Here is a 21,233-nt window from a genome sequence, read left to right on the forward strand (position 1 = left end):
ACAGAGTGGATATATATCCACTCTGTTTCTGTTGAATGTATAATGCAAGAAACCGGGAGGATAAAGGTTATGCAACCATATGGAGTGAACCAACTAAGAAAGATGTTTTTAGAGTTTTTTGAAAGCAAAGGGCATCTGGCGATGAAGAGCTTCTCTTTAGTGCCGCACAATGATAAGAGCCTTCTGCTCATCAATTCAGGAATGGCGCCTTTAAAGCCTTATTTTACGGGACAGGAGATTCCGCCGAGAAAAAGAGTGACAACCTGCCAGAAGTGTATCCGTACAGGTGATATCGAGAATGTCGGTAAGACTGCACGCCACGGTACATTTTTTGAGATGCTCGGAAACTTCTCTTTTGGAGATTATTTTAAAGAAGATGCAATCAAATGGTCATGGGAATTCCTGACAGAGGTTGTCGGACTTGATCCGGACAGGCTGTATCCTTCCGTATATCTGGAGGATGATGAGGCGTTTGATATCTGGAATAAAAAGATGGGGATACCGGCAGAAAGGATCTTTAAGTTTGGTAAAGAAGATAATTTCTGGGAGCATGGCTCAGGCCCGTGCGGTCCCTGCTCTGAAATTTATTATGACAGAGGCGAAAAGTACGGATGTGGCAGCCCGGACTGTACAGTCGGCTGCGAATGCGACCGTTATATGGAAATTTGGAATAACGTATTTACACAGTTTGACAATGACGGAAAAGGTCATTATGAAGAACTGGAACAAAAGAATATTGATACCGGTATGGGACTCGAGAGGCTGGCATCTGTCGTTCAGGATGTTGACTCCATTTTTGATGTGGATACGATTAAGGCACTCAGAGACCATGTCTGCCGCCTTGCAGGGGCAGAGTACGGCAAAGACGAGCAGAGGGACGTTTCAATCCGTGTAATTACAGACCATGTCCGTTCCGTGACTTTTATGATCTCAGACGGTATTATGCCGTCCAATGAAGGCCGCGGCTATGTACTGCGCCGTCTTTTAAGAAGGGCATGTCGTCATGGAAGACTGCTGAATATAGAAGGAAATTTCCTGCCGGAACTCGTCCTGACTGTTATTGCTGAATCGAAGGATGGATATCCGGAACTGGAAGAAAAGAAAGACTTTATCCTGAATGTCATTGCAAAGGAAGAAGAGCAGTTCAATAAGACCATTGATCAGGGGCTCGGAATCCTTTCCGATATGATTGCTGATATGGAAGCAAAGAAAACAAAGACTTTATCCGGTGAGGACGCATTTAAACTTTATGATACTTACGGTTTCCCGATCGACCTGACGAAAGAGATACTGGAAGAAAAAGGAATGGATGTGGATGAAGAGGGATTCCATGCAGCAATGGAAGTGCAGCGTAAAACCGCAAGGGCGGCCCGCGGCGTGACAAACTACATGGGAGCCGATGTTACTGTTTATGAATCCATTGACCCGGGTATAACAAGTACGTTTGTCGGTTATGATACATTAAGCTGTGAGTCTGAGATTATTGTACTGACGACAGAAACAGAAATTACAGAAGCTCTTTCCGACGGCGAAAACGGGACTGTCATTGTAAAGGAGACACCGTTCTATGCAACCAGCGGCGGTCAGGAGGCTGATAAAGGGACCATCCGTACCGCAGAAGGGGAATTCAAGGTAGAAGATACCATTAAGCTCCTAGGGGGCAAAATCGGCCATGTAGGCCATGTTGTAAAGGGAATGATCAAGACCGGGGATAAGGCTGAACTTACCGTGGACGCTGAAAAGAGAGCTCTGTCTGCACGTAACCACAGTGCGACACATCTGCTTCAAAAGGCATTGAGAACCGTACTCGGAACGCATGTTGAACAGGCAGGTTCCAGTGTGAATGAAGACCGTCTGCGCTTTGACTTTACTCATTTTTCAGCATTAACAGAAGAGGAACTAAAAAAAGTAGAAGCAATCGTGAACGAGAATATCACAAAAGCACTTCCTGTCGAGATAAAGAACATGCCGATCGAAGAAGCGAGAAAGACCGGTGCTCAGGCGCTGTTCGGTGAAAAATATGGTGATATCGTGCGTGTTGTCAACATGGGTGGTTTTTCAATTGAATTCTGCGGAGGCACCCATGTAAAGAATACAAGCGAGATCATGGCGCTTAAGATCATATCTGAGACAGGGGTAGCAGCAGGTGTGCGCCGTATTGAGGCACTCACATCGGCGGGCCTTCTGAAGTATTATGATGCGCTCGAAAAGAAGCTGAATGAGGCATCTAAGGTTCTGAAAGCGTCACCAGAGAACCTGACAGAGAAGATTACACATATGATGAATGAAAACAAGGCCCTGCATTCAGAAGTGGAGAGCTTAAAGAGTAAACTGGCCCAGGATGCGATGGGCGATGTGATGGATCAGGTACAGGACGTAAAAGGCATAAAGCTCCTTGCTACAGAGGTGGACGGTGTAGACATGAACGGACTGCGCGATCTGGGAGACCAGTTAAAAGAAAAGATTGGCGAAGGTGTCGTGGTCCTTGCTTCCGGCAATGACGGCAAAGTAAGCCTGATGGTTACGGCGACAGAAGGCGCCATGAAGCAGGGTGCACATGCGGGAAATCTTGTAAAAGCAATTGCCGGCCTGGTAGGCGGTGGCGGCGGCGGACGCCCAAACATGGCTCAGGCAGGCGGAAAGAACCCGGCTGGTATAAAAGATGCACTTGTAAAGGCAAAAGAGACGCTTGAAGGACAACTTTCTTAGTTTTTTTCCCGGAAACAGTTGACGTTTAGCGAAAATATGATATAATCTTTTGTAGTGCAATAAATATACCCGAACAGTCGTATGATGCACAATACAAGGCTGGAGGGGAGGTTAGGTGTGAGACTATGTCAAATGTAATCGTTAAAGAAAACGAGACGTTAGATAGCGCTTTACGCAGATTCAAAAGAAACTGTGCCAAAGCTGGTATTCAGCAGGAGATTCGTAAAAGAGAACATTACGAAAAACCAAGCGTAAGACGTAAAAAGAAATCTGAAGCTGCTAGAAAACGTAAGTATAATTAATATGTGCAGACAAATAGAGTGTTGAAAAACACTCTATTTTTATGTTCATACCCTATAGGGAGTATCAGGGAACTTTCCCCAATTTTTTTAAGATTTACTTAAGACTTTCCAAAGTCCGTAGCAATGTAGAAAAAGCTGTGCTATGATAATGCGTGTAAGAGAGCTGGATGATATAGAACGATAAAATGGAGTGATGAAAATGTGGGACAAGATGATTTTGGGATATGACATGTATCATATAGTGCTTTGGTTCCTTGCATACAGCATCCTGGGATGGGTTGTAGAATCTGTCTATATGTCAATCTGTAACAGGAAGCTGACGAACCGTGGCTTTTCAAGAGGGCCGATCTGCCCGATATACGGTGTGGGTGCCCTGACTGTGTATCTGCTCCTGAGTCCATATAGCCATAACAAGTTTCTTTTGTTTTTACTGGGAGCTGTTCTGGCAACAATGATAGAATGGATTACAGCAAGGATTATGGAGAGGATATTTGGCGAGATCTGGTGGGATTATACGGACAAGCCTTTCAATTATAAAGGCATTCTTTGTCTGGAAAGTACACTCGCATGGGGATTGTATACAGTTCTGCTGTTTGGAGTCCTTCACGGTTTTGTTGTACGGATAGTAAATGCAATACCGTTCCGTATTGGCCGCATTGCAGGAACACTGCTAATTATACTTTACCTAATGGATTTTATGTGGACAGTTGTCCGCGAAAAAAGGGAAAAACAGGAAATAGACAGAGCAATGGAAAGCGAGAATAAACTGGAAAATAATTCTTGACTGCAGGAATAAACTGGTTTATACTATATAACTGTAATGGCAAAGGCGTCATGAACGAGGGTTCATGGCGCCTTTTTGTGATACGGGAGGAGCGGTGTCATAAAAACTCCGGGAAGAGACCACGCTGACCCGGATGACAGGCCGGTCAGGAATGGAAAAGTACGGTACAGATTTATTTTTTTCAATAGTCTAAAAAGTGAAAATGAATAATTGAAAGACATTTCCTGCAAAATGGATTTTTTATATCATAAAAGAAATTTCGTTTATCAGGATATTGATCTGTCTTTTTTTAAGCATATTTCAGTGAAAAAGTCCAGATAAAGCAATGTGTTGGATTTGACGGCATTCCATAATATAATTAGTGCGTTTATTGGAATAAAGTGATAAAGCTGTAAAAAATATGAAATTCCTGATTGACAAAACTGCATTGAGTATATAAAATATAACGAGTAGACAATGTAGTCAAATTACGGTAGGCATTGTCCTTCCGATTTTATTTTCCAGGAGGTAAAGAAAGATGTCATATGTTGATGAAGTAATCGAATTGGTAGTAAAGAAGAACCCGGCAGAGCCTGAATTCCATCAGGCAGTTAAGGAAGTACTGGAATCCTTAAGAGTGGTAGTTGAGGCAAATGAGGAGAAATTCCGCAGGGATGCCCTTCTTGAAAGACTTGTAGAGCCAGAGAGACAGTTAAAGTTCCGTGTGCCGTGGGTTGATGACAACGGCCAGGTACAGGTTAACACAGGATACCGTGTTCAGTTTAACAGTGCGATCGGGCCTTACAAAGGCGGACTTCGTCTTCATCCATCCGTAAACCTTGGGATTATAAAGTTTTTAGGATTTGAGCAGATTTTCAAGAATTCTCTGACAGGACTTCCGATCGGCGGAGGAAAAGGTGGTTCCGACTTCGATCCTAAGGGAAAATCAGACAGGGAAGTGATGGCATTCTGCCAGAGCTTTATGACAGAATTATGTAAATACATTGGAGCGGATACCGACGTACCGGCCGGAGATATCGGAACAGGTGCAAGAGAGATTGGCTATATGTATGGACAGTATAAGAGGATTCGCGGCCTTTCCGAAGGCGTGCTGACAGGAAAAGGATTAAGCTACGGCGGTTCCCTGGCACGTACAGAAGCGACAGGATATGGCCTTCTTTACCTGACACAGGAAATGCTGAAACTGAATGGAATCGAGCTTGCAGGCAAGACGGTAGCTGTTTCCGGATCAGGAAATGTGGCAATCTATGCGACACAGAAAGCACAGCAGTTAGGTGCAAAGGTGGTAACAGTCAGTGATTCCAACGGCTGGGTATACGATCCGGACGGAATCGATGTAGAGACATTAAAGGAAATCAAAGAAGTAAGACGTGCAAGGCTGACAGAATACAAGATGTACCGCCCGAATTCAGAATATCATGAGGGAAGAGGCTTATGGTCTGTAAAAGTCGATATTGCCCTCCCGTGTGCGACACAGAACGAACTGCTGCTTGATGATGCGAAAGCACTGGTAGCTAACGGATGTTTAGCAGTAGCAGAAGGCGCAAACATGCCGACGACATTAGAGGCAACTGAATATCTGCAGGCAAACGGAGTTCTATTTGCTCCAGGAAAAGCTGCAAATGCAGGCGGAGTTGCAACCTCTGCACTGGAGATGTCACAGAACAGCGAAAGACTGAGCTGGTCATTTGAAGAAGTAGACAGCAGACTCCAGAGAATCATGGTAGACATCTGTCATAACATGGCTGATGCTGCAGAGAGATATGACGTGAAAGGAAACTACGTTGTAGGGGCTAACATTGCCGGATTTGAAAAAGTAGTAGATGCAATGATGGCACAGGGGGTAGTTTAGAACGGAATCTTTGCAGTAATAGATAAAGGGACGCTTACCTGAGAAGGGGGATGGCCTCACACGGATACGGTTTTTCGGGAAAACTGCTCCTAAATTAAAATAAAAGTCAACACAATGAACACCGCCGACAAACGCAAGAATGACTGATGCATTCTTGCTAAGTCGGCTGATCCTCAGGACTGGAAGTCCTTCGGAACGTTCATGTGTTGGCTTTTATTTTAATCAAGGAGCAGTAATCCCGAAAAGACGCATCCGTGTGAGGCCATCCCCCTTCTCAGGTAAGCTGGTTCATCCAGTCAGATGAAAAGATTCCCATCCAGTAAGTTCTCAGCCGGGGCAGCGTATTAATTCGAGGAGGGCACTGCTATGGCTGTTTTGCAAAAAGCGATCCTAGTTCACTCTCAGGGCAAAAATTTGCTCTCTGTGTTTCTGTTTTTATTCATATATTGTACATTACAATTTTTATGGAAAATACTTCATTATCACGGTTGATATTCATAGTGCCATTATGGTTTCGAACAACAGTATGGACATTTTTTAGTCCAAAACCATGTCCGGATTCATCTACGGGAATCTTTTGATTCCATGTTGGAAGTGGGTTAGATATACGAATGAAAAGAGCCTGTTGTACATAATTAATTTCTAGACGAATCCATCTGTTTTCGGGTGGTAGTTTTTCACAGGCTTCTAATGCATTATCTAAAATATTACCTAACACTATAATGCTTTCATCAAAAGACATATGAATCCCTTTAGGCAGTATGATTTTGCTGCTTATTGGGATTTGCTTTTCCTTTATTTGTGTAATTTTTAATGATAGAATTGAATCTACTCCAAGATTTCCGGTTGAAATGATTTGTGAGGTATCGTTAACATTTGACAGGAGCTTTTTAATATACACCTGCATGTCGCTTGTCTGCAAAGGGGTTTGTTTTGACATCAGTAATAATGCCTGTAGGTGGTTCTTCATATCATGCCGGACCCCTTTCAGCTTTTCTTGAGAATCGGTTAAATTCTGAAAATGCTGTGCAGATAGATTTAATTGCTGTTTCAATAAAAGGATTTCATTATTTTGGCTTAATAAATTACAAAATTTAGAGTAAATAAATGCAGTCGTAATGTTTATAAAAATAAAAACACAAAGAAGCGGAACTTCAAGGGAAAACAATATATCAGCATTATTGTTTATCCGAATTAAGAAAAAGAAAAGTACAAGCAGACTGGAAACAGGTATTGCCAATACGACACTTAAAAATCTGTTTGGCAGTATAGTGGGATTTCGTGGGCTTAATTTCCATAGCAGCAAAATGAGCAGCCAGAAAATAAGATGCATACTACCCAGAGAAATATAATAATTAATATTTATATATTTGAGATTTACATCAAAACTTCTCAATAAGGCAATGGTAAGCATAACCAAATAACCGGATATTACAAGTTGGATTGCTGAAAATAATAGTTTGTTTTGTTGGTTTCCTTCGTAAAAAATTAAAAACGCAAAACTAAAAATAACACTGAAAAATGGATAAGTTCCGCCAAACGGGCTGTTCCATAATAATGCAGCAGATACCCCGGCAATTAAGATCAGCAAGATATTTCTCTGTGTATGTGTACATCGTGGCTCTCCGTACTGAGCATCCATAAATTTTGCCAGGATAAGAAAATCGATGCAGTATAATAAGAGGTCATAACAAAACAGCAAAAATACTACCATTCCCCGCATCTCCTTTCTATGAACTTAAGATGCCCTAAATGAGCATTTTCTTTATACTTCAGGCTGACAGGAAGCAAAATATGATTTGTTAAAATTACAGCTTTGTCACTAAAAGATGATATATACTCCATATTAACTATATAAGAAGTATGGATTTGCAAAAAATAATTTGGGTTTAACTGCCCTATTACATTTTTGAACCTGCCATAATAGACTTCTTCGCTGTTTGCTGTATATATTTTAACTTTTCTGTTTGCGGCTTCAAAATATAAAATCTCTTTTGTAGATAATTGATGAACAGTGGCACTTTTTTTAAAAAAGAAATAGCTTTTCGTGTCCTCTATATAATAAAGGGCATCTTTGATTACAGCAAATAATTTTTCATAAGATAATGGCTTCTCTAAGAATCGAAAAGGAAGAGACTCAAAGACCTGATATACGTATTCCCTGTACGCGGTAACAAAAACTAATATAAAATTGGAATCTAGTTTTCTTATTCTCATAGCTGTTTCAATTCCATTGGCAGAGGGCATTTCAATATCTAACAGGACAATATGGAATCTGTCAGCGGATGTGTAATGTTCAATTAATTCACTGCCGGACAAAAAGACTTCTGTTTCAATATCATTGAATGGCATCTGTCGAATGGCAGATTCTATTTCATGTGCTATTTTTATTTCATCATCACATATTGCAATTTTGACCATGCTGTCACCTCTTCCGTTTTCTATTATACATCATTAAAATTATGAAATCCAATTTAAACACTTCAAAAATCTTATTGATTACTACAAAGAGGAAGTTCTTAACCGGTTGTTTCTGTATAATGTAAGCATCCAAAAGTGGTGTATTAATAAGAAACGGAGACATAACTATGAAAAGAAACGCAATTTTACTATTGAGTTTAGGTTTCGCTGTTCTGTTAAGCGGCTGCGAGGGGGTTCTTTTAAGAGGTACAATTCCGGATTATAAAGAAGAAACATATATTACCTCTTCAAAAGTTAAGGATATTGTTTTACAGGATGAGGATGTTCCTGTTGAAATTTGTAATTCTGACAATGGAAAGCTATATCTTTCTTATTATTCCGCAGATGATGGGAATGAGAAATATAAAATCAAAGAAAGCAAAGGAGTACTGGCAGTCGAAAAAGAGTCAAAAAGGAATCAGGGGATTTTTATTTTTGGTGACCAATATTCTTCTGATTCGTATAAGAAGGTAAAGCTGACATTGTTTCTGCCTAATGATTATAATGGTAATTTGTCCATTCAGACAATGGATGGAAGTATAGTAATTGAAGATATAACTTTAAAAAACCTGATTATAAATACAAATGATGGGGACGTGTTTTTTTACGATACGACTGTCACACAAAGTTTATCGTGTAAAACAAAGGATGGAGAAGTAAAAGGAACATTATGTGGAACAGAATCAGAATATACCGTTAAAACGAAATCTAAGAATATAGACAATCGTACAAACATAAAAACTGGCAGCAATAAAAGCATAGACATTATTACGAAGGATGGGCTTATTGATATTTTATTCAATAGTAAAAATGAATAATGTACTGTCCTTCAAAGCCTTTCGATTTCAGCTTTAAGTTTCGTTTTGAGTCTGGTTTGAGTCTGGATGGAATTTCACAGTGGTTAATTTCCGGGAAGTCTGGTATACTGAATCGTGAGAGAGAATACAGGTATTTTTGGAGGTTTTTGTATGAATATTTTTGATATTTTAGGGCCGGTCATGGTTGGGCCGTCGAGTTCGCATACCGCTGGTGCTGTGCGGATCGGGTATATTACCAGGACTCTGCTGGGGAGCAGGCCTGTAAAGGCTTCTATCGGGCTGCACGGGTCTTTTGCGGCCACGGGAAAAGGACATGGGACGGACAGGGCGATTGTCGCAGGGCTTCTGGGGATGAAGCCGGATGATATGCGGATACCGGACAGTTTTTCGGCGGCCCGTGAAGAAGGACTGGAATTTACCATTCAGAATACACAGATTGTCGGGGCCCATCCGAATACGGCGCTTCTGAACGTGACGGGAGAAGATGGGAAGACTTTGGAAGTACAGGCATCGTCTCTGGGCGGCGGACGAATTATGGTGAATAAACTGGACGGAATCATGGTAAACTGTACAGGAGAGAGCCCGACATTGATTATTTATAATCAGGACCAGCCCGGGTATGTGGCTGCCGTGACATCTATGCTGGCGGAGGCGTCAATCAATATTGCGACACTTCAGTTGTACAGGGGTAAGAAGGGCGGACATGCCGTTATGGTGATTGAGATCGACCAGAGGGTGCCAGAGGACGCAGTAAGATGGCTGGAGACGCAGGAGGGCATTCAGAGGGTAACGTATATAGATGGGGAGGGCGCTTAAGATGGCTTATCAGTCTTTGGAGGAAATCAATGAGTTTTGCAGGGAACAGAAGCTTCCGTTCTGGCGTGCCGTGCTGTTGGATGATATGAATGAGAGGACGGTTACTGAGGAAGAATCCCTTTCGGCTATGCGTGGTATGTGGGACGCTATGCTGCGGGCCAGTGATAACTATGACGAAAAGTTATCTTCCGGCAGTGGCCTGGTAGGCGGCATGGGCGGGAAAATGGAAGAATACAGGAAGAAGGGCGACACCCTCTGCGGGGATTTTGTCTCAAGGGTAATTGTACAGGCACTCCAGATGGGTGAGTCTAATGCATGCATGAAACGTATCGTTGCGGCACCGACGGCCGGGGCATGCGGTGTGATTCCGGCAGTGCTGGTGCCGTTATACAGGGAGGGACACATAAATGCAGATAAGATTATCGAAGCACTTTATGTGACGGCCGGTATCGGACAGGTGATTGCTTCTCGTGCGTTTATTGCAGGGGCGGCAGGAGGCTGTCAGGCAGAGATCGGTACGGCGTCTTCAATGGCTGCCGGTGCACTCGTTTATTTAAAAGGCGGGGATAACGAGGCGATTGTACACGCTGCAGCGATGGCACTGAAGAACCTGCTCGGCCTTGTATGTGATCCAGTGGCCGGACTGGTTGAGGTTCCCTGTGTGAAGAGAAACGTGATCGGGGCCGTGAATGCCTTATCCTCGGCAGATATGGCGCTGGCCGGAATTACAAGCAGGATCCCGCCGGACCAGGTGATTGACGCCATGAGAGAAGTCGGTGAATCCATGCATGTTTCCCTGCGCGAGACAGGCGAGGGCGGTGTTGCAAATACGCCAAAAGCAAAGGAAATCTCGGAACGCCTTGGTAAATAAAGACTAATAAAGGATAAATAAAGGATTTCCCCTTGACATAAATTTCCACGTGTATTATAGTTAAGCTTAATAAAAGGGAGTAACTAGCGCTTTTATACAGCGTTCGCGATGTCGTCAGTACGATGGCCGTCCATCCGTATCGTGATTAAATTGGTGAGACTTTTATTGCATTACATAAAGTGCAATAAGAGTCTCTTTTTTTATGCAGATAATGTTTCTGCCGGGAGAATCAGAATTGCGCAAAAGAAATGGAGGATTATACATGAAGGAATTTTATCAGATTTCCGGTGAAGAGAGCAAGCAGAGGGTGAATGGGACTCTCGAGCCGCTGACAATGGAGGAAGTGAAAAAACATCAGGAAAAGTACGGCCCGAATGAACTGGTCGAGGGTAAAAAGAAGACGACCATACAGATTTTCCTTGAGCAGTTCAAGGATTTTCTCGTGATTATCCTGATTGTGGCCGCTGTCGTTTCAGGTTTCCTTGGTGATGCAGAGAGTGCAGCGGTTATTCTGATTGTGATCACTATCAATGCGATTCTGGGAACTGTACAGACAGTAAAGGCTGAGCAGTCTCTTTCCAGCCTGAAAAAACTGTCCGGCCCGGAGGCAAAAGTACTGCGTGGCGGAAATATTATACCGATTCCATCGGCGAAAGTGACAGTGGGGGACATCGTCATGCTCGATGCCGGAGACTATATCCCTGCCGACGGACGCCTGCTGGAGAGCGCGAGCCTGAAGGTAGATGAGAGTGCACTGACCGGAGAGAGCCTGGGTGTTGAAAAAAATACAGAGACGATCTGTGGCGAGGTACCACTTGGGGACCGGATTAACATGGTGTATTCAGGCAGCTTTGTTACCTACGGCAGAGGCTCTTTCCTTGTAACAGGGATTGGGATGGAGACAGAGGTAGGAAAGATTGCAAGCCTTCTGAAGAGTACCTCGGAAAAGCGTACACCGCTCCAGATTAACCTTGACCAGTTTGGACAGAAATTATCTATTATTATCCTTGTGTTCTGTGCTATTTTGTTTGGCGTCAATGTACTGCGCGGCGGTAATATCGGCGATGCCTTCCTTTTTGCAGTTGCACTGGCTGTAGCGGCGATACCGGAGGCACTGAGTTCCATCGTGACGATCGTCTTATCATTTGGTACACAGAAGATGGCGAAAGAACATGCAATTATCAGGAAGCTTCAGGCAGTGGAAGGTTTAGGAAGTGTGTCCATTATCTGTTCAGATAAGACAGGGACTCTGACACAGAACAAGATGACTGTAGAAGATTACTATGTGAATGAGACAAGAGTACCGGTTGATCAGATCGACATCAAGCGTCCGGCACAGAGTATGCTGCTTTTATGCAGTGTGCTGTGTAATGATTCTACAAATGTGGATGGGGTTGAAATTGGTGACCCTACAGAAACTGCATTGATTAATCTGGGAAGCAGACTTGGCGTATTTGCACAGGATGCCAGAGAAAAATACCCGAGGGAGAGCGAGAATCCCTTCGACAGTGACAGGAAATTAATGTCCACCCTGCACACGATCGACGGAAACCATGTTATGATCGTAAAAGGGGCGGTAGATGTACTTCTCAACAGAATGAAGTCTATTCAGATTCACGATCAGGTGCGTGACTTTACAGAGGAAGACCGCCGGATTATAGAAGCACAGAATCAGGAGTTTTCGAAGGGCGGCCTGCGCGTGCTTGGATTTGCATATAAGGAGACGGGTGACAGGTGTGACCTGACCCTTGAGGATGAAACAGATTTGGTATTCGTAGGATTAATTTCCATGATGGACCCGCCGCGTGAGGAGTCAAAAGCAGCAGTTGCCGAATGTAAGAAGGCAGGAATCCGGCCGATTATGATTACCGGCGACCACAAGGTCACTGCTGCGGCAATAGCGAAGAGAATCGGCATACTGGAACAGGACTCCGAGGCATGTGAAGGTGCCGAGATTGACCATATGTCAGATGAACAACTGAAAGATTTCGTGGAAGGAATCTCAGTCTATGCCCGTGTATCGCCGGAACATAAGATCAGAATTGTACGTGCATGGCAGGAAAAAGGGAATATCGTATCCATGACCGGTGACGGCGTAAATGATGCTCCGGCCCTGAAGCAGGCCGATATCGGTGTTGCTATGGGAATTACCGGAAGCGAAGTGTCAAAGGATGCCGCATCTATGGTTCTGACAGACGATAATTTTGCAACGATTGTAAAGGCTGTTGAAAACGGAAGGAATGTATACCGTAATATTAAAAATTCGATTCAGTTTCTTCTATCTGGTAACTTTGGTGCGATTCTGGCAGTACTGTATGCATCAATCGCAGGACTCCCGGTTCCGTTTGCACCAGTACACCTGCTGTTTATCAATCTTTTGACTGACAGCCTGCCAGCGATTGCACTGGGACTGGAACCTCATTCGGAGGATGTGATGGAAGAGAAGCCGCGTCCGATGAATGAATCCATCCTGACGAAAGATTTTCTGTTGAAGATCGGTACAGAGGGGCTTTCGATCGGTATTACAACAATGATTGCTTTTATGATCGGATACCGGCAGAACGCCCTGCTGGCCAGCACGATGGCTTTCGGAACGCTGTGTACGGCAAGGCTTGTGCATGGGTTTAACTGTAAATCGGATTATCCGGTCCTGTTTCAGAAGAGGTTTTTCAACAATATTTACCTCATCGGGGCATTTGTCCTCGGGCTGGTGCTTATTACCGGTGTGATGATGGTTCCGGGGCTTCACAGTATCTTTAAAGTACAGTCTCTTTCGATCGGACAGTTATTTACTGTGTATGGTCTGGCAGTAGTAAACCTGCCGGTTATACAGCTCATAAAGGCTGTAAAACAGGCATATAGAAAAAGAAAATAAGATCAGAACCTACATCGAAATAAAAAAGACGTATGGACTGCCTGCCGGGCAGGAATCCATACGTCTTTTTTTATGCGGCTGTATGATAGCTGATAAATGAATATATGCCCTCAGACGCCGTGTGCTTAATCATCGCCGGTTTGTACTTCTTTCAGGTCTATGTTCAGTACACGGCCGAATTCCGGGAATTTACGTTTGGCGTAAGCATAGAATACAATACCAAGCAGGGCCCATATCCCGATGATAATCCATTCAGGGACGTTGAGTCCTGACGGCATTCCCGGCATATAGAGGACCAGCATCAGTCCGCTTAATGCAATTGCCATGAATCCTACAAAACGGGGTGTCCTGACCTTATAAGGACGGCTCAGGCGGGGTTCCTTTCTCCTGAGTACAAGGAAAGAAACAGATACCATCAGATAAGCGGTTACGGCACCTACCCCTCCGGCGTTGGTCAGCCATTCCATCATGGCACGTCCAAAGAATGGGGCGATGCAGGAGATTGTTCCGATTAGAAGGACTGCATTGGAAGGCGTTTTGTATTTTGGATGGATCTTAGTCAGAAAGTCCGGCAGGCATTTTGCTTCGGCCAGGGCATATATGGCGCGGCTGCCACCCATAAAGAATGAATTCCAGCTGGAAAGGATTCCGGCCATTCCCCCGATAATCAGAATATTTGCCATGATATTGTAACCGCCGTAAGCTTTTTTCATGGCATCTGCAGTTACAAGTACGCTGTTCTGCATTTCACCTTTTGACATCATCAAAGATACTGCAAGGATGATTAATGCATACCATGCGACTGCAGAAGCGATGGAAATCAGGATTACCTTGCCGATTTGCCTGAACGGGATGGCGATTTCTTCCGCTGCCTGCGGGATTACATCAAAACCCACAAACATGAACGGCGTCATGACTGCTACGGAGAGCAGGCCGCCAAATCCGTTGTCAAACAAAGGCTTCGTGTGTGTGATATCTCCTTTAAGGGCAGAGCCGAACATCAGGACAATACCGATTCCTACGATAACAAATGTAAATACACCCTGCATGAAAGCCGCCGGTTTTACCCCGATATAGTTCACAATCGTAATGATGATGGAACTTACGACACCTATGGCTACCCAGGTGCCATAGATCTCGAAACCTTCGACTGAATACATGTAGCCTTTCATGATTCCCGGGGCTATATATTCCAGCACGGTAGGAAGTGCACACGCTTCAAATGCAACAACGCCTACATAACCAAGGATAATTGCCCAGGTACAGAGAAAGGACCAGTTGGGGCCAAGTGCGCGGAGACTGAAGATCTGTTCACCGCCGCACTGGGGCATTGCTGAAGTCAGCTCCGCGTAGGTCAGGCCTACGAACATGATCATAATACCACCCATTACGAAAGCGAGCATGGCGCCTGCCGTACCGGCTTTCATGATCCACTGTCCTGCCATGACCACCCAGCTCCAGCCAATCATTGCGCCGAAAGCTATGGAAAATACATCTTTTTTGCCAAGGACCCGGTCAAACTTACTCTTTTGAGTTTTGGGACTACTCATTTAATCACTCCAATCAATATTTTTTATCCCCCAGATATATTGCTGTATAAGTGGGACTGATCGGGGTATAAATCCAACTTATACAACAATATTGTTCTATTATACACAAAATCACTCTTAGACTCTAGTATTAATTTCAGTCCAAATGTTAAAATCGCTCAATTGTGCAGCCAGAATCAGGCTAAAATGGATAAAATGAGGCGAAAGACAGACAAGGACACACAGAAACATATTCTTCCTATGCTCCTGTGTGCCCTCTTTAGGTGTGTCTCTTGATTGTTTCTTTGAGGATGTATTTTTTATCACTGTATCTGTCCACGATGTAGCTGTTTGCCTGATGTTCCAGTTCATCAGGCAGGGGGGCAAGTGCTATATCATCCCCGTATTTCTTTTTCAGTGCCCGCTCAAGCAGGTAATCACATACGTGTGGGTTCTTTGGGAGGAGTGGGCCGTGCAGGTATGTGCCGATCACATTCTTATATACAACTCCTTCGTAACCGGACTTACCGGTATTGCCCAGACCATAAAATACCTTTCCAAATGGCGTGTGGTCCCCAATCATGGTACGTCCGCCGTGATTCTCAAATCCAACGACCGGTGTATCAAAAAGCGGGCTGTTCAATACGATGTTACGAATCAGCCGTTCCGGTTCCCATTCCGTAGTGATATTCAGGATGGAAAGCCCTTCGATCAGCTTTTTGTCGGTTTTATAATACTTTCCTAGAAGCTGGTAACCTCCGCAGACGGCAAGCACAACACCGTCATTTTCTACATATTCCTTGAAATCCTGCTGTATGTTCTTTAAATGTCCACAGACAAGTTCCTGCTCACGATCAGAACCACCTCCAAGCAGAACGATATCCAGCTTTGAAAAGTCAATGGAATCCCCGGAAAGAAACGGAATGACTTCCGCTTCCATGCCGCGCCACTCGAGACGCTTGCGGAAACACTGGATATTCCCACGGTCACCATATAAGTTGAGAAGGTCGGGATATAAATGTCCAATTGTTAATTTCATGCCTGTGTCCCTCCTTGTGTTTCTTTTTCCAGACCCGCCAAAAGGTGGTTGGTTCTGTACAGACCGGAATAATTTACGATCACGTACAGGTTTTTTGTGCCATTTTTGGTAAGTCCGATGATTGTGGAACGCATATCTGTCGTGGACTCACAGGGGATATCTTCGTATTTCAGACGCAGCCCCATGTCGTGCCGGCGTGTGCCATTGGTTGTAATTGATTCAGCCTGGGCATCTGCAAGATACTGGAAGTCCACATCCCAGAGCCAGGAAATGTCCTCGCCGTCCTGGTAGGTGTCATTGATCTGGATGATGATATCCTTCGGCTTTTTATCCTTTAGCACCAGCGAAATCTTCTGCTGGAACCCGATCGGGTTCTTGGCGAGGTGGAGCTGTACCCGGGCTCCGTTGATTGTGAAAATGCTTTCCCTGTTATTGCCATAATCGAAGGACTCGATCATTTCCTGAAAATGAGTCCGCTGAGCCTGCAGGGCGTTCAGGGCTGCGTAAGCGGATAATGTATTGTAAATATTATATGGCGTGCGGGCCGTTGAATGGATCAGCATCCCATCCATCATAAAGGTATACAATTCGTCGTGAAGTTCAATCCCGGTGGCTGTAAAATCCGGCTCAGGGCGCTTCAGTCCGCAGTTCGGACAGTGGTAAATCCCGAGCTGCCCGTAGTGGAAAAACTCATATTCCAGTTTTTGGCCACATGACCGGCAAAAGATGCTTTCCCGGATTTCGGAACGGGAAATATCGTCAAAAATTTCCTCGCTGATACCGTAAGTCACAAAACGATTCTTGCTTTCAGCCGCCAGCGTATAGGAAAGGACGTCATCACAATTGATGACAAGGGTAGTCTCAGGGACACTTGTGACCGCTGTCTTTAATTTATTGAATGTGATGTCGACTTCCCCGAAACGGTCAAGCTGGTCTCTGGAAATGTTGGTGAGCAGGGCGCAGTCCGGCTTCAACTGGGGCAGTACGCCTACGGACGCGATCTCGTCCACCTCAATACATGCATAATCTGCATCCAGACGGCAGTGCTTGTCTGTCGACAGAACAAATGCAGAAATGATGCCGTTGAGCATGTTGGCGCCGGTCCGGTTAATGATAACCTTTTTGCCTTCTGCCTTCAGTGCGTGGTACAGGATTGCATTAGTCGTAGTCTTGCCGTTTGTCCCCATTGTAACAATTGTCTTTTCCCGGACCATCTCCGACATGGCAGAGAGGATCTTCGGGTCGATGATGCGGGCAACATATCCCGGCAGAGTCACACCGCTTCCCCTATTCAGTTTTTTAATCAGATAGCTTGTGCATTTGGCACATTTAATTGCAAGTACAGTTCTTAATCTCATAATTTTAATTCTACACTTATCCTTTTCTAAAATACTCGTATCATTATAATGGAAAAAGCGTAAGAAAACAAGGATACCGGGCATAAAAATATCGAATTATAAAAGAATTTATAAAGATTTGATGAAGCCTCTGGAAATTAAACAGCAGTGTGTTAAAATAAAGAAACCGGAAGAAGATTCTGGTAAGATATAACAACTGCATAAGACAAGCAGCTGAAAATGAGGTGGATGAAATTATATGCAGAGAAAAAGAAGACAACAGGTGGTCGAGGAGAAGAAAGATAAGAGGCTTCCGACCACAAGGTACCAGCCGGATTATAAGGCAGGGCTTACGAGCCAGCAGGTGCAGGAACACAGGCTGCACGGGTGGACCAATAAGGCGGTGGATCCGCCGGCTAAGTCCACGAAGGAGATCATTCACGATAATGTATTCACATACTTTAACTTAATATTTTCGATTCTGGCGCTGCTTTTATGCATTGCGGGGTCTTTTAGGAACCTGACATTTTTGCCTGTTATTATTCTGAATACATTGATTGGTATCATACAGGAGGTACGTGCCAAGAAGGTTCTGGATAATCTGACGATGCTGAATGCCCCGCATGCGGCGGTTATCAGAGACGGGAAAAAATCAGTAATTGATGCGGAAGAACTGGTTTTGGATGATATCGTTATCTTTAAGGCCGGTAATCAGGTCTGTGCCGATGCAGAAGTATGCGCAGGGGAAGTGCAGGTGAATGAGTCACTCCTGACAGGAGAGGCCGATGAGATTACCAAACGTAAAGGCGATTCACTGATGTCCGGCAGCTTTATTGTTTCCGGAAAATGCCATGCAAGGCTGGAAAAAGTAGGGATGGATTCTTATATTTCCAAGCTTACCATAGAAGCGAAGGAGATGCAGGAGGGAGAACAGTCAGAGATGATCCGTTCTCTGGACAAGCTTGTCAAATGTGTGGGTATCGCGATTATCCCGATCGGGATCGTGCTTTTTGTTCAGGCATTTTTCTTCCAGCAGGAAGGTTTTCAGTCCAGCATTACTTCTATGGTCGCAGCGGTAATCGGCATGATCCCGGAAGGCCTGTATCTGCTGGCGAGTGTGGCGCTTGCGGTGAGTTCCGTGCGTCTTGCCCAGAAGAAGGTACTGCTGCATGATATGAAGTGTATTGAGACACTGGCCCGTGTGGATGTGCTCTGTGTAGATAAGACGGGGACGATCACGGAAAATACGATGAAGGTGCAGGAAGTGGTCAGGGCAGACGGCTATGACAGTGAGAAGATGGAACCTCTGAGCATGCTGATCGGTGATTTCGCCGCGGCAATGGACCAGGATAACATTACAATGGCGGCGGTGAAGGAATATTTCCAGACCACGACGGGGAAGAAGTACGTGAGTAAGACCGGCTTCTCATCTGCGACAAAATATAGCAGCGTTACCTTTGAGGATGTAGTCTACGTGATGGGGGCACCGGAGTTTGTACTCCGTGACCAGTATGAAGAATATGAGGAAGAAATTACGGAATATGCTTCGAAAGGTGCCCGTGTACTTGTATTCGGAACATATGATGGCGAGATCGATGGTAAAGCGCTGGAAAATGCCGTGACACCGCTCGGATATATTCTTCTTGCGAATCCGGTCAGAAAGGAAGCGAAGGAAACCTTTACTTATTTCAAAGAACAGGGCGTGGAAGTGAAAGTCATATCAGGAGATAACCCTGTTACAGTTTCAGAAGTTGCGAAAAAGGCCGGGATAGCGAATGCAGAGAATTATATAGATGCATCCACACTTAAATCCGAAGAGGAACTGCGCAGTGCGGTACTTGAACATACTGTATTTGGCCGGGTGACCCCGAACCAGAAGCGTCAGTTTGTCCAGGTTCTGAAGGAGGAAGGCAGAACGGTTGCCATGACAGGGGATGGTGTCAATGATGTACTGGCACTGAAAGACGCGGACTGCAGTATTGCAATGGCATCAGGAAGTGAGGCGGCTGCACAGGCATCGCAGCTTGTACTGCTTGAATCAGATTTTTCATGCATGCCTCAGGTTGTGCTCGAAGGCAGGAGAGTTGTTAATAATATCCAGCGTTCTGCAAGCCTGTTCCTCGTGAAGAATATTTTTTCCTTCCTGCTTTCCCTGTTCTCAGTCTTCTTTGTGACAACCTATCCTCTGGAGCCGTCACAGGTTTCACTGATTAGTATGTTTACTATCGGTATTCCGGCGTTCTTCCTGGCACTGGAGCCGAACAAGAATATCATCAAGGGGCACTTCCTGACGAATGTATTCCTTAAGGCACTCCCTGCGGCACTGACAGATGTTCTGGCGGTAGGCGCACTGGTTGTATTTGGTCAGACATTTGGCGTTCAGGCGGCAGATATATCAACGGCTGCAACCATGCTGCTGGCGATTGTAGGATTTATGATCCTGTATAAGATCAGCGCCCCGATGAATGTGCTCCGCACAGCAGTGGTTGGCGGAAGTATCATAGGGCTTCTTTTCTGCAGTATCTTCCTGCACCAGCTCTTTGCCATTACAGGAATGTCAACGAAATGTATTATGCTGTTTGTCGTATTCTCAATCGCGACTGAACCTGTGCTTCGTTATCTGACGGCGTTGGTCGGAAAACTCAGGATATATTATATCCGTCTGAGAAACCACGAGGTGGAAGAATAACAGGTCAAAAAAGGATGAAATCTTTTCATACAAGATTTCATCCTTTTTTCATCAGATTTATCTACTGAATGGCATAATTCAGCAGTTTTTTTAAGCTGTTGTGAAACTGCCTGCTCTGGGAGCGGAGCTTCATCTTTTCCGCACTGCTCATCGTATGCTCGATGTGCGCGTCATACTTTGCAAAAAGTGTTCGGTAGTCCATATTCTGTTTCTGCCCCCAGCGTACCAGAATCCAGTTCATCGCATCCGGATGCCAGTATGCCATAGGGATATCAGCCATTTTTAGTGTTGTTATGTACTGGATCGCTTTAAGCGAGAGGGCGTTCAACTGCCCGGTTACATCTTCATCCATCTTGTCCGGCCTCCCCAGCCTCTTAAAGATCTTAAGGGGAAGTCCTTCCCGTTTAGAATTCTGTTCCATCAGACTGCTGCTTTTTGATACGATCTCATTCAGTCTACAGGCTGCATTCCAATAGGTGACAAATGAAGTGGATTTCTCCTCCCCGGGCTCGGGCCCCACTGTATAAGTCCTAAAAACACGTTCTCTGCCGCCTGAAAGCTTTAGATTATACTTTTTACGCTTGTCCGGGTTTGAAAGAATCCGGTAAGCCTCAAGAATTTCCTGCATATAAGCAGTGGTATCTATATTAGAATGTATATTAGCATCCGGATGATATACCTTAGCCAGAGCATTCTTAGCGCTCGTAATCTCGTCAAGAGTTGCTTCTCTGGATACACCGAGAATGTCATAATATGTACGGGTTCCCATAGCGTCCTCCTTATAAATTTCCATTATTTATACTTCCCACGTATTATATTACGATATGAATCAGGAAAAATCAAGAAAAAAACTCCCGCACTGCCTGCACAGGCGGAAGTCCTTTGTTCCTATCCCTGGAACATGTTTTCCACGTAGTCACGCATTGCTTCCCTGCTGTGTTTTTCTTTTGCGCCGTCAATGACTTTTTCCTGTTCTGATTTGGAAAGATGGGAAAAATGATTCAGTGCATCTGAATGTTGTGCAAGGGCCATCGTGAAACCAATCGGAAGTTCTTCATTATTTATCATTTTGAAATCTCCTTTCATTTTTATATTAGTATGTGTTGGATTTTTAACATCATACTGTTTTTCCGGAAGATAAAATGATATAAT

At 44.4% G+C, this 21,233-nt stretch carries 16 protein-coding genes; 9 read left to right on the forward strand and 7 right to left on the reverse strand.

The genetic code is table 11. The features are described 5' to 3' along the window. The first annotated feature begins 69 nt into the window (after nt 1-69). The 4 genes from alaS (at nt 70) to gdhA (ending at nt 5,647) form a co-directional block, all read left to right on the forward strand. Complete coding sequence (alaS, locus tag A8806_RS00885) at nt 70-2,709, forward strand: alanine--tRNA ligase (RefSeq protein ID WP_109729276.1); 2,640 nt, start codon at nt 70-72, stop codon at nt 2,707-2,709. Between the two features lie 125 nt (nt 2,710-2,834). Further along, nucleotides 2,835-3,011, forward strand: coding sequence for a 30S ribosomal protein S21 (gene rpsU / locus A8806_RS00890; RefSeq protein WP_004054229.1), 177 nt, complete (start codon nt 2,835-2,837; stop codon nt 3,009-3,011). A gap of 199 nt (nt 3,012-3,210) precedes the next feature. After that, the gene (locus A8806_RS00895; RefSeq protein WP_109729277.1) at nt 3,211-3,795 is read left to right on the forward strand and encodes a putative ABC transporter permease; all 585 of its coding nucleotides are present in this window, start codon (nt 3,211-3,213) and stop codon (nt 3,793-3,795) included. 517 nt (nt 3,796-4,312) lie between these two features. Continuing rightward, nucleotides 4,313-5,647: an NADP-specific glutamate dehydrogenase gene (gene gdhA, locus A8806_RS00900; RefSeq protein WP_109729278.1), complete on the forward strand. Its 1,335-nt coding sequence runs from the start codon at nt 4,313-4,315 to the stop codon at nt 5,645-5,647. 439 nt (nt 5,648-6,086) lie between these two features. Here gdhA and A8806_RS00905 read toward each other — a convergent pair whose 3' ends face one another. Together A8806_RS00905 and A8806_RS00910 are read right to left on the reverse strand one after the other, a co-directional pair. After that, on the reverse strand, nt 6,087-7,361 hold the full coding sequence (locus A8806_RS00905) for a sensor histidine kinase (RefSeq protein WP_181368531.1): 1,275 nt from the start codon (nt 7,359-7,361) through the stop codon (nt 6,087-6,089). Beyond that, nucleotides 7,355-8,068 (reverse strand): LytR/AlgR family response regulator transcription factor, encoded by a 714-nt coding sequence (locus A8806_RS00910; RefSeq protein ID WP_109729280.1) that lies wholly within the window; start codon nt 8,066-8,068, stop codon nt 7,355-7,357. Before A8806_RS00910 ends, A8806_RS00905 begins: the two co-directional genes overlap by 7 nt. A 167-nt stretch (nt 8,069-8,235) precedes the next feature. Between A8806_RS00910 and A8806_RS00915 the strand changes: the two genes are divergently transcribed. The 4 genes from A8806_RS00915 (at nt 8,236) to A8806_RS00930 (ending at nt 13,487) form a co-directional block, all read left to right on the forward strand. Then, on the forward strand, nt 8,236-8,925 hold the full coding sequence (locus A8806_RS00915; protein ID WP_109729281.1) for a DUF4097 family beta strand repeat-containing protein: 690 nt from the start codon (nt 8,236-8,238) through the stop codon (nt 8,923-8,925). A gap of 150 nt (nt 8,926-9,075) precedes the next feature. Beyond that, nucleotides 9,076-9,741, forward strand: coding sequence for an L-serine ammonia-lyase, iron-sulfur-dependent subunit beta (gene sdaAB / locus A8806_RS00920; protein WP_109729282.1), 666 nt, complete (start codon nt 9,076-9,078; stop codon nt 9,739-9,741). 1 nt (nt 9,742) lies between these two features. After that, on the forward strand, nt 9,743-10,612 hold the full coding sequence (gene sdaAA, locus A8806_RS00925; protein WP_109729283.1) for an L-serine ammonia-lyase, iron-sulfur-dependent, subunit alpha: 870 nt from the start codon (nt 9,743-9,745) through the stop codon (nt 10,610-10,612). 262 nt (nt 10,613-10,874) lie between these two features. Beyond that, nucleotides 10,875-13,487 carry a cation-translocating P-type ATPase gene (locus A8806_RS00930; protein WP_109729823.1) on the forward strand — a complete coding sequence of 871 codons (2,613 nt, stop codon included), beginning with the start codon at nt 10,875-10,877 and terminating at the stop codon, nt 13,485-13,487. A gap of 125 nt (nt 13,488-13,612) precedes the next feature. Here A8806_RS00930 and A8806_RS00935 read toward each other — a convergent pair whose 3' ends face one another. From A8806_RS00935 to A8806_RS00945, 3 genes are all read right to left on the reverse strand, one after another. Further along, on the reverse strand, nt 13,613-15,037 hold the full coding sequence (locus A8806_RS00935; RefSeq protein ID WP_109729284.1) for an APC family permease: 1,425 nt from the start codon (nt 15,035-15,037) through the stop codon (nt 13,613-13,615). Between the two features lie 259 nt (nt 15,038-15,296). Continuing rightward, entirely contained in the window at nt 15,297-16,055 is a 759-nt protein-coding gene (locus A8806_RS00940; protein WP_109729285.1) for a type 1 glutamine amidotransferase, read from the reverse strand. Next, nucleotides 16,052-17,413: a Mur ligase family protein gene (locus A8806_RS00945; RefSeq protein ID WP_109729286.1), complete on the reverse strand. Its 1,362-nt coding sequence runs from the start codon at nt 17,411-17,413 to the stop codon at nt 16,052-16,054. Before A8806_RS00945 ends, A8806_RS00940 begins: the two co-directional genes overlap by 4 nt. A gap of 238 nt (nt 17,414-17,651) precedes the next feature. On the opposite strand from A8806_RS00945, the gene A8806_RS00950 reads away from it, so the two are divergent. Then, nucleotides 17,652-20,081 carry a cation-translocating P-type ATPase gene (locus tag A8806_RS00950; RefSeq protein WP_109729287.1) on the forward strand — a complete coding sequence of 810 codons (2,430 nt, stop codon included), beginning with the start codon at nt 17,652-17,654 and terminating at the stop codon, nt 20,079-20,081. Nucleotides 20,082-20,142: 61 nt separating this feature from the next. Here A8806_RS00950 and A8806_RS00955 read toward each other — a convergent pair whose 3' ends face one another. Both A8806_RS00955 and A8806_RS00960 read right to left on the reverse strand, forming a co-directional pair. After that, a complete protein-coding gene (locus tag A8806_RS00955) occupies nt 20,143-20,874 on the reverse strand; it encodes a J domain-containing protein (RefSeq protein WP_330405212.1) in 732 nt (243 codons plus the stop codon). A 95-nt stretch (nt 20,875-20,969) separates the two neighbouring features. Next, nucleotides 20,970-21,149, reverse strand: a complete 180-nt coding sequence (locus tag A8806_RS00960; protein ID WP_109729289.1) for a hypothetical protein — start codon at nt 21,147-21,149, stop codon at nt 20,970-20,972. Nucleotides 21,150-21,233 lie beyond the last annotated feature (84 nt).

It is taken from the genome of Faecalicatena orotica (assembly GCF_003149245.1).
Lineage (GTDB): Bacteria > Bacillota > Clostridia > Lachnospirales > Lachnospiraceae > Faecalicatena_A > Faecalicatena_A orotica.

What these genes read in the sequence shown, in the direction of transcription:
- alaS (WP_109729276.1), top strand. Translation starts at nt 70, where the DNA reads ATGCAACCATATGGAGTGAACCAACTAAGAAAGATGTTTTTAGAGTTT.
- rpsU (WP_004054229.1), top strand. Translation starts at nt 2,835, where the DNA reads ATGTCAAATGTAATCGTTAAAGAAAACGAGACGTTAGATAGCGCTTTA.
- A8806_RS00895 (WP_109729277.1), top strand. Translation starts at nt 3,211, where the DNA reads ATGTGGGACAAGATGATTTTGGGATATGACATGTATCATATAGTGCTT.
- gdhA (WP_109729278.1), top strand. Translation starts at nt 4,313, where the DNA reads ATGTCATATGTTGATGAAGTAATCGAATTGGTAGTAAAGAAGAACCCG.
- A8806_RS00905 (WP_181368531.1), bottom strand. Translation starts at nt 7,361, where the DNA reads ATGGTAGTATTTTTGCTGTTTTGTTATGACCTCTTATTATACTGCATC.
- A8806_RS00910 (WP_109729280.1), bottom strand. Translation starts at nt 8,068, where the DNA reads ATGGTCAAAATTGCAATATGTGATGATGAAATAAAAATAGCACATGAA.
- A8806_RS00915 (WP_109729281.1), top strand. Translation starts at nt 8,236, where the DNA reads ATGAAAAGAAACGCAATTTTACTATTGAGTTTAGGTTTCGCTGTTCTG.
- sdaAB (WP_109729282.1), top strand. Translation starts at nt 9,076, where the DNA reads ATGAATATTTTTGATATTTTAGGGCCGGTCATGGTTGGGCCGTCGAGT.
- sdaAA (WP_109729283.1), top strand. Translation starts at nt 9,743, where the DNA reads ATGGCTTATCAGTCTTTGGAGGAAATCAATGAGTTTTGCAGGGAACAG.
- A8806_RS00930 (WP_109729823.1), top strand. Translation starts at nt 10,875, where the DNA reads ATGAAGGAATTTTATCAGATTTCCGGTGAAGAGAGCAAGCAGAGGGTG.
- A8806_RS00935 (WP_109729284.1), bottom strand. Translation starts at nt 15,037, where the DNA reads ATGAGTAGTCCCAAAACTCAAAAGAGTAAGTTTGACCGGGTCCTTGGC.
- A8806_RS00940 (WP_109729285.1), bottom strand. Translation starts at nt 16,055, where the DNA reads ATGAAATTAACAATTGGACATTTATATCCCGACCTTCTCAACTTATAT.
- A8806_RS00945 (WP_109729286.1), bottom strand. Translation starts at nt 17,413, where the DNA reads ATGAGATTAAGAACTGTACTTGCAATTAAATGTGCCAAATGCACAAGC.
- A8806_RS00950 (WP_109729287.1), top strand. Translation starts at nt 17,652, where the DNA reads ATGCAGAGAAAAAGAAGACAACAGGTGGTCGAGGAGAAGAAAGATAAG.
- A8806_RS00955 (WP_330405212.1), bottom strand. Translation starts at nt 20,874, where the DNA reads ATGGAAATTTATAAGGAGGACGCTATGGGAACCCGTACATATTATGAC.
- A8806_RS00960 (WP_109729289.1), bottom strand. Translation starts at nt 21,149, where the DNA reads ATGATAAATAATGAAGAACTTCCGATTGGTTTCACGATGGCCCTTGCA.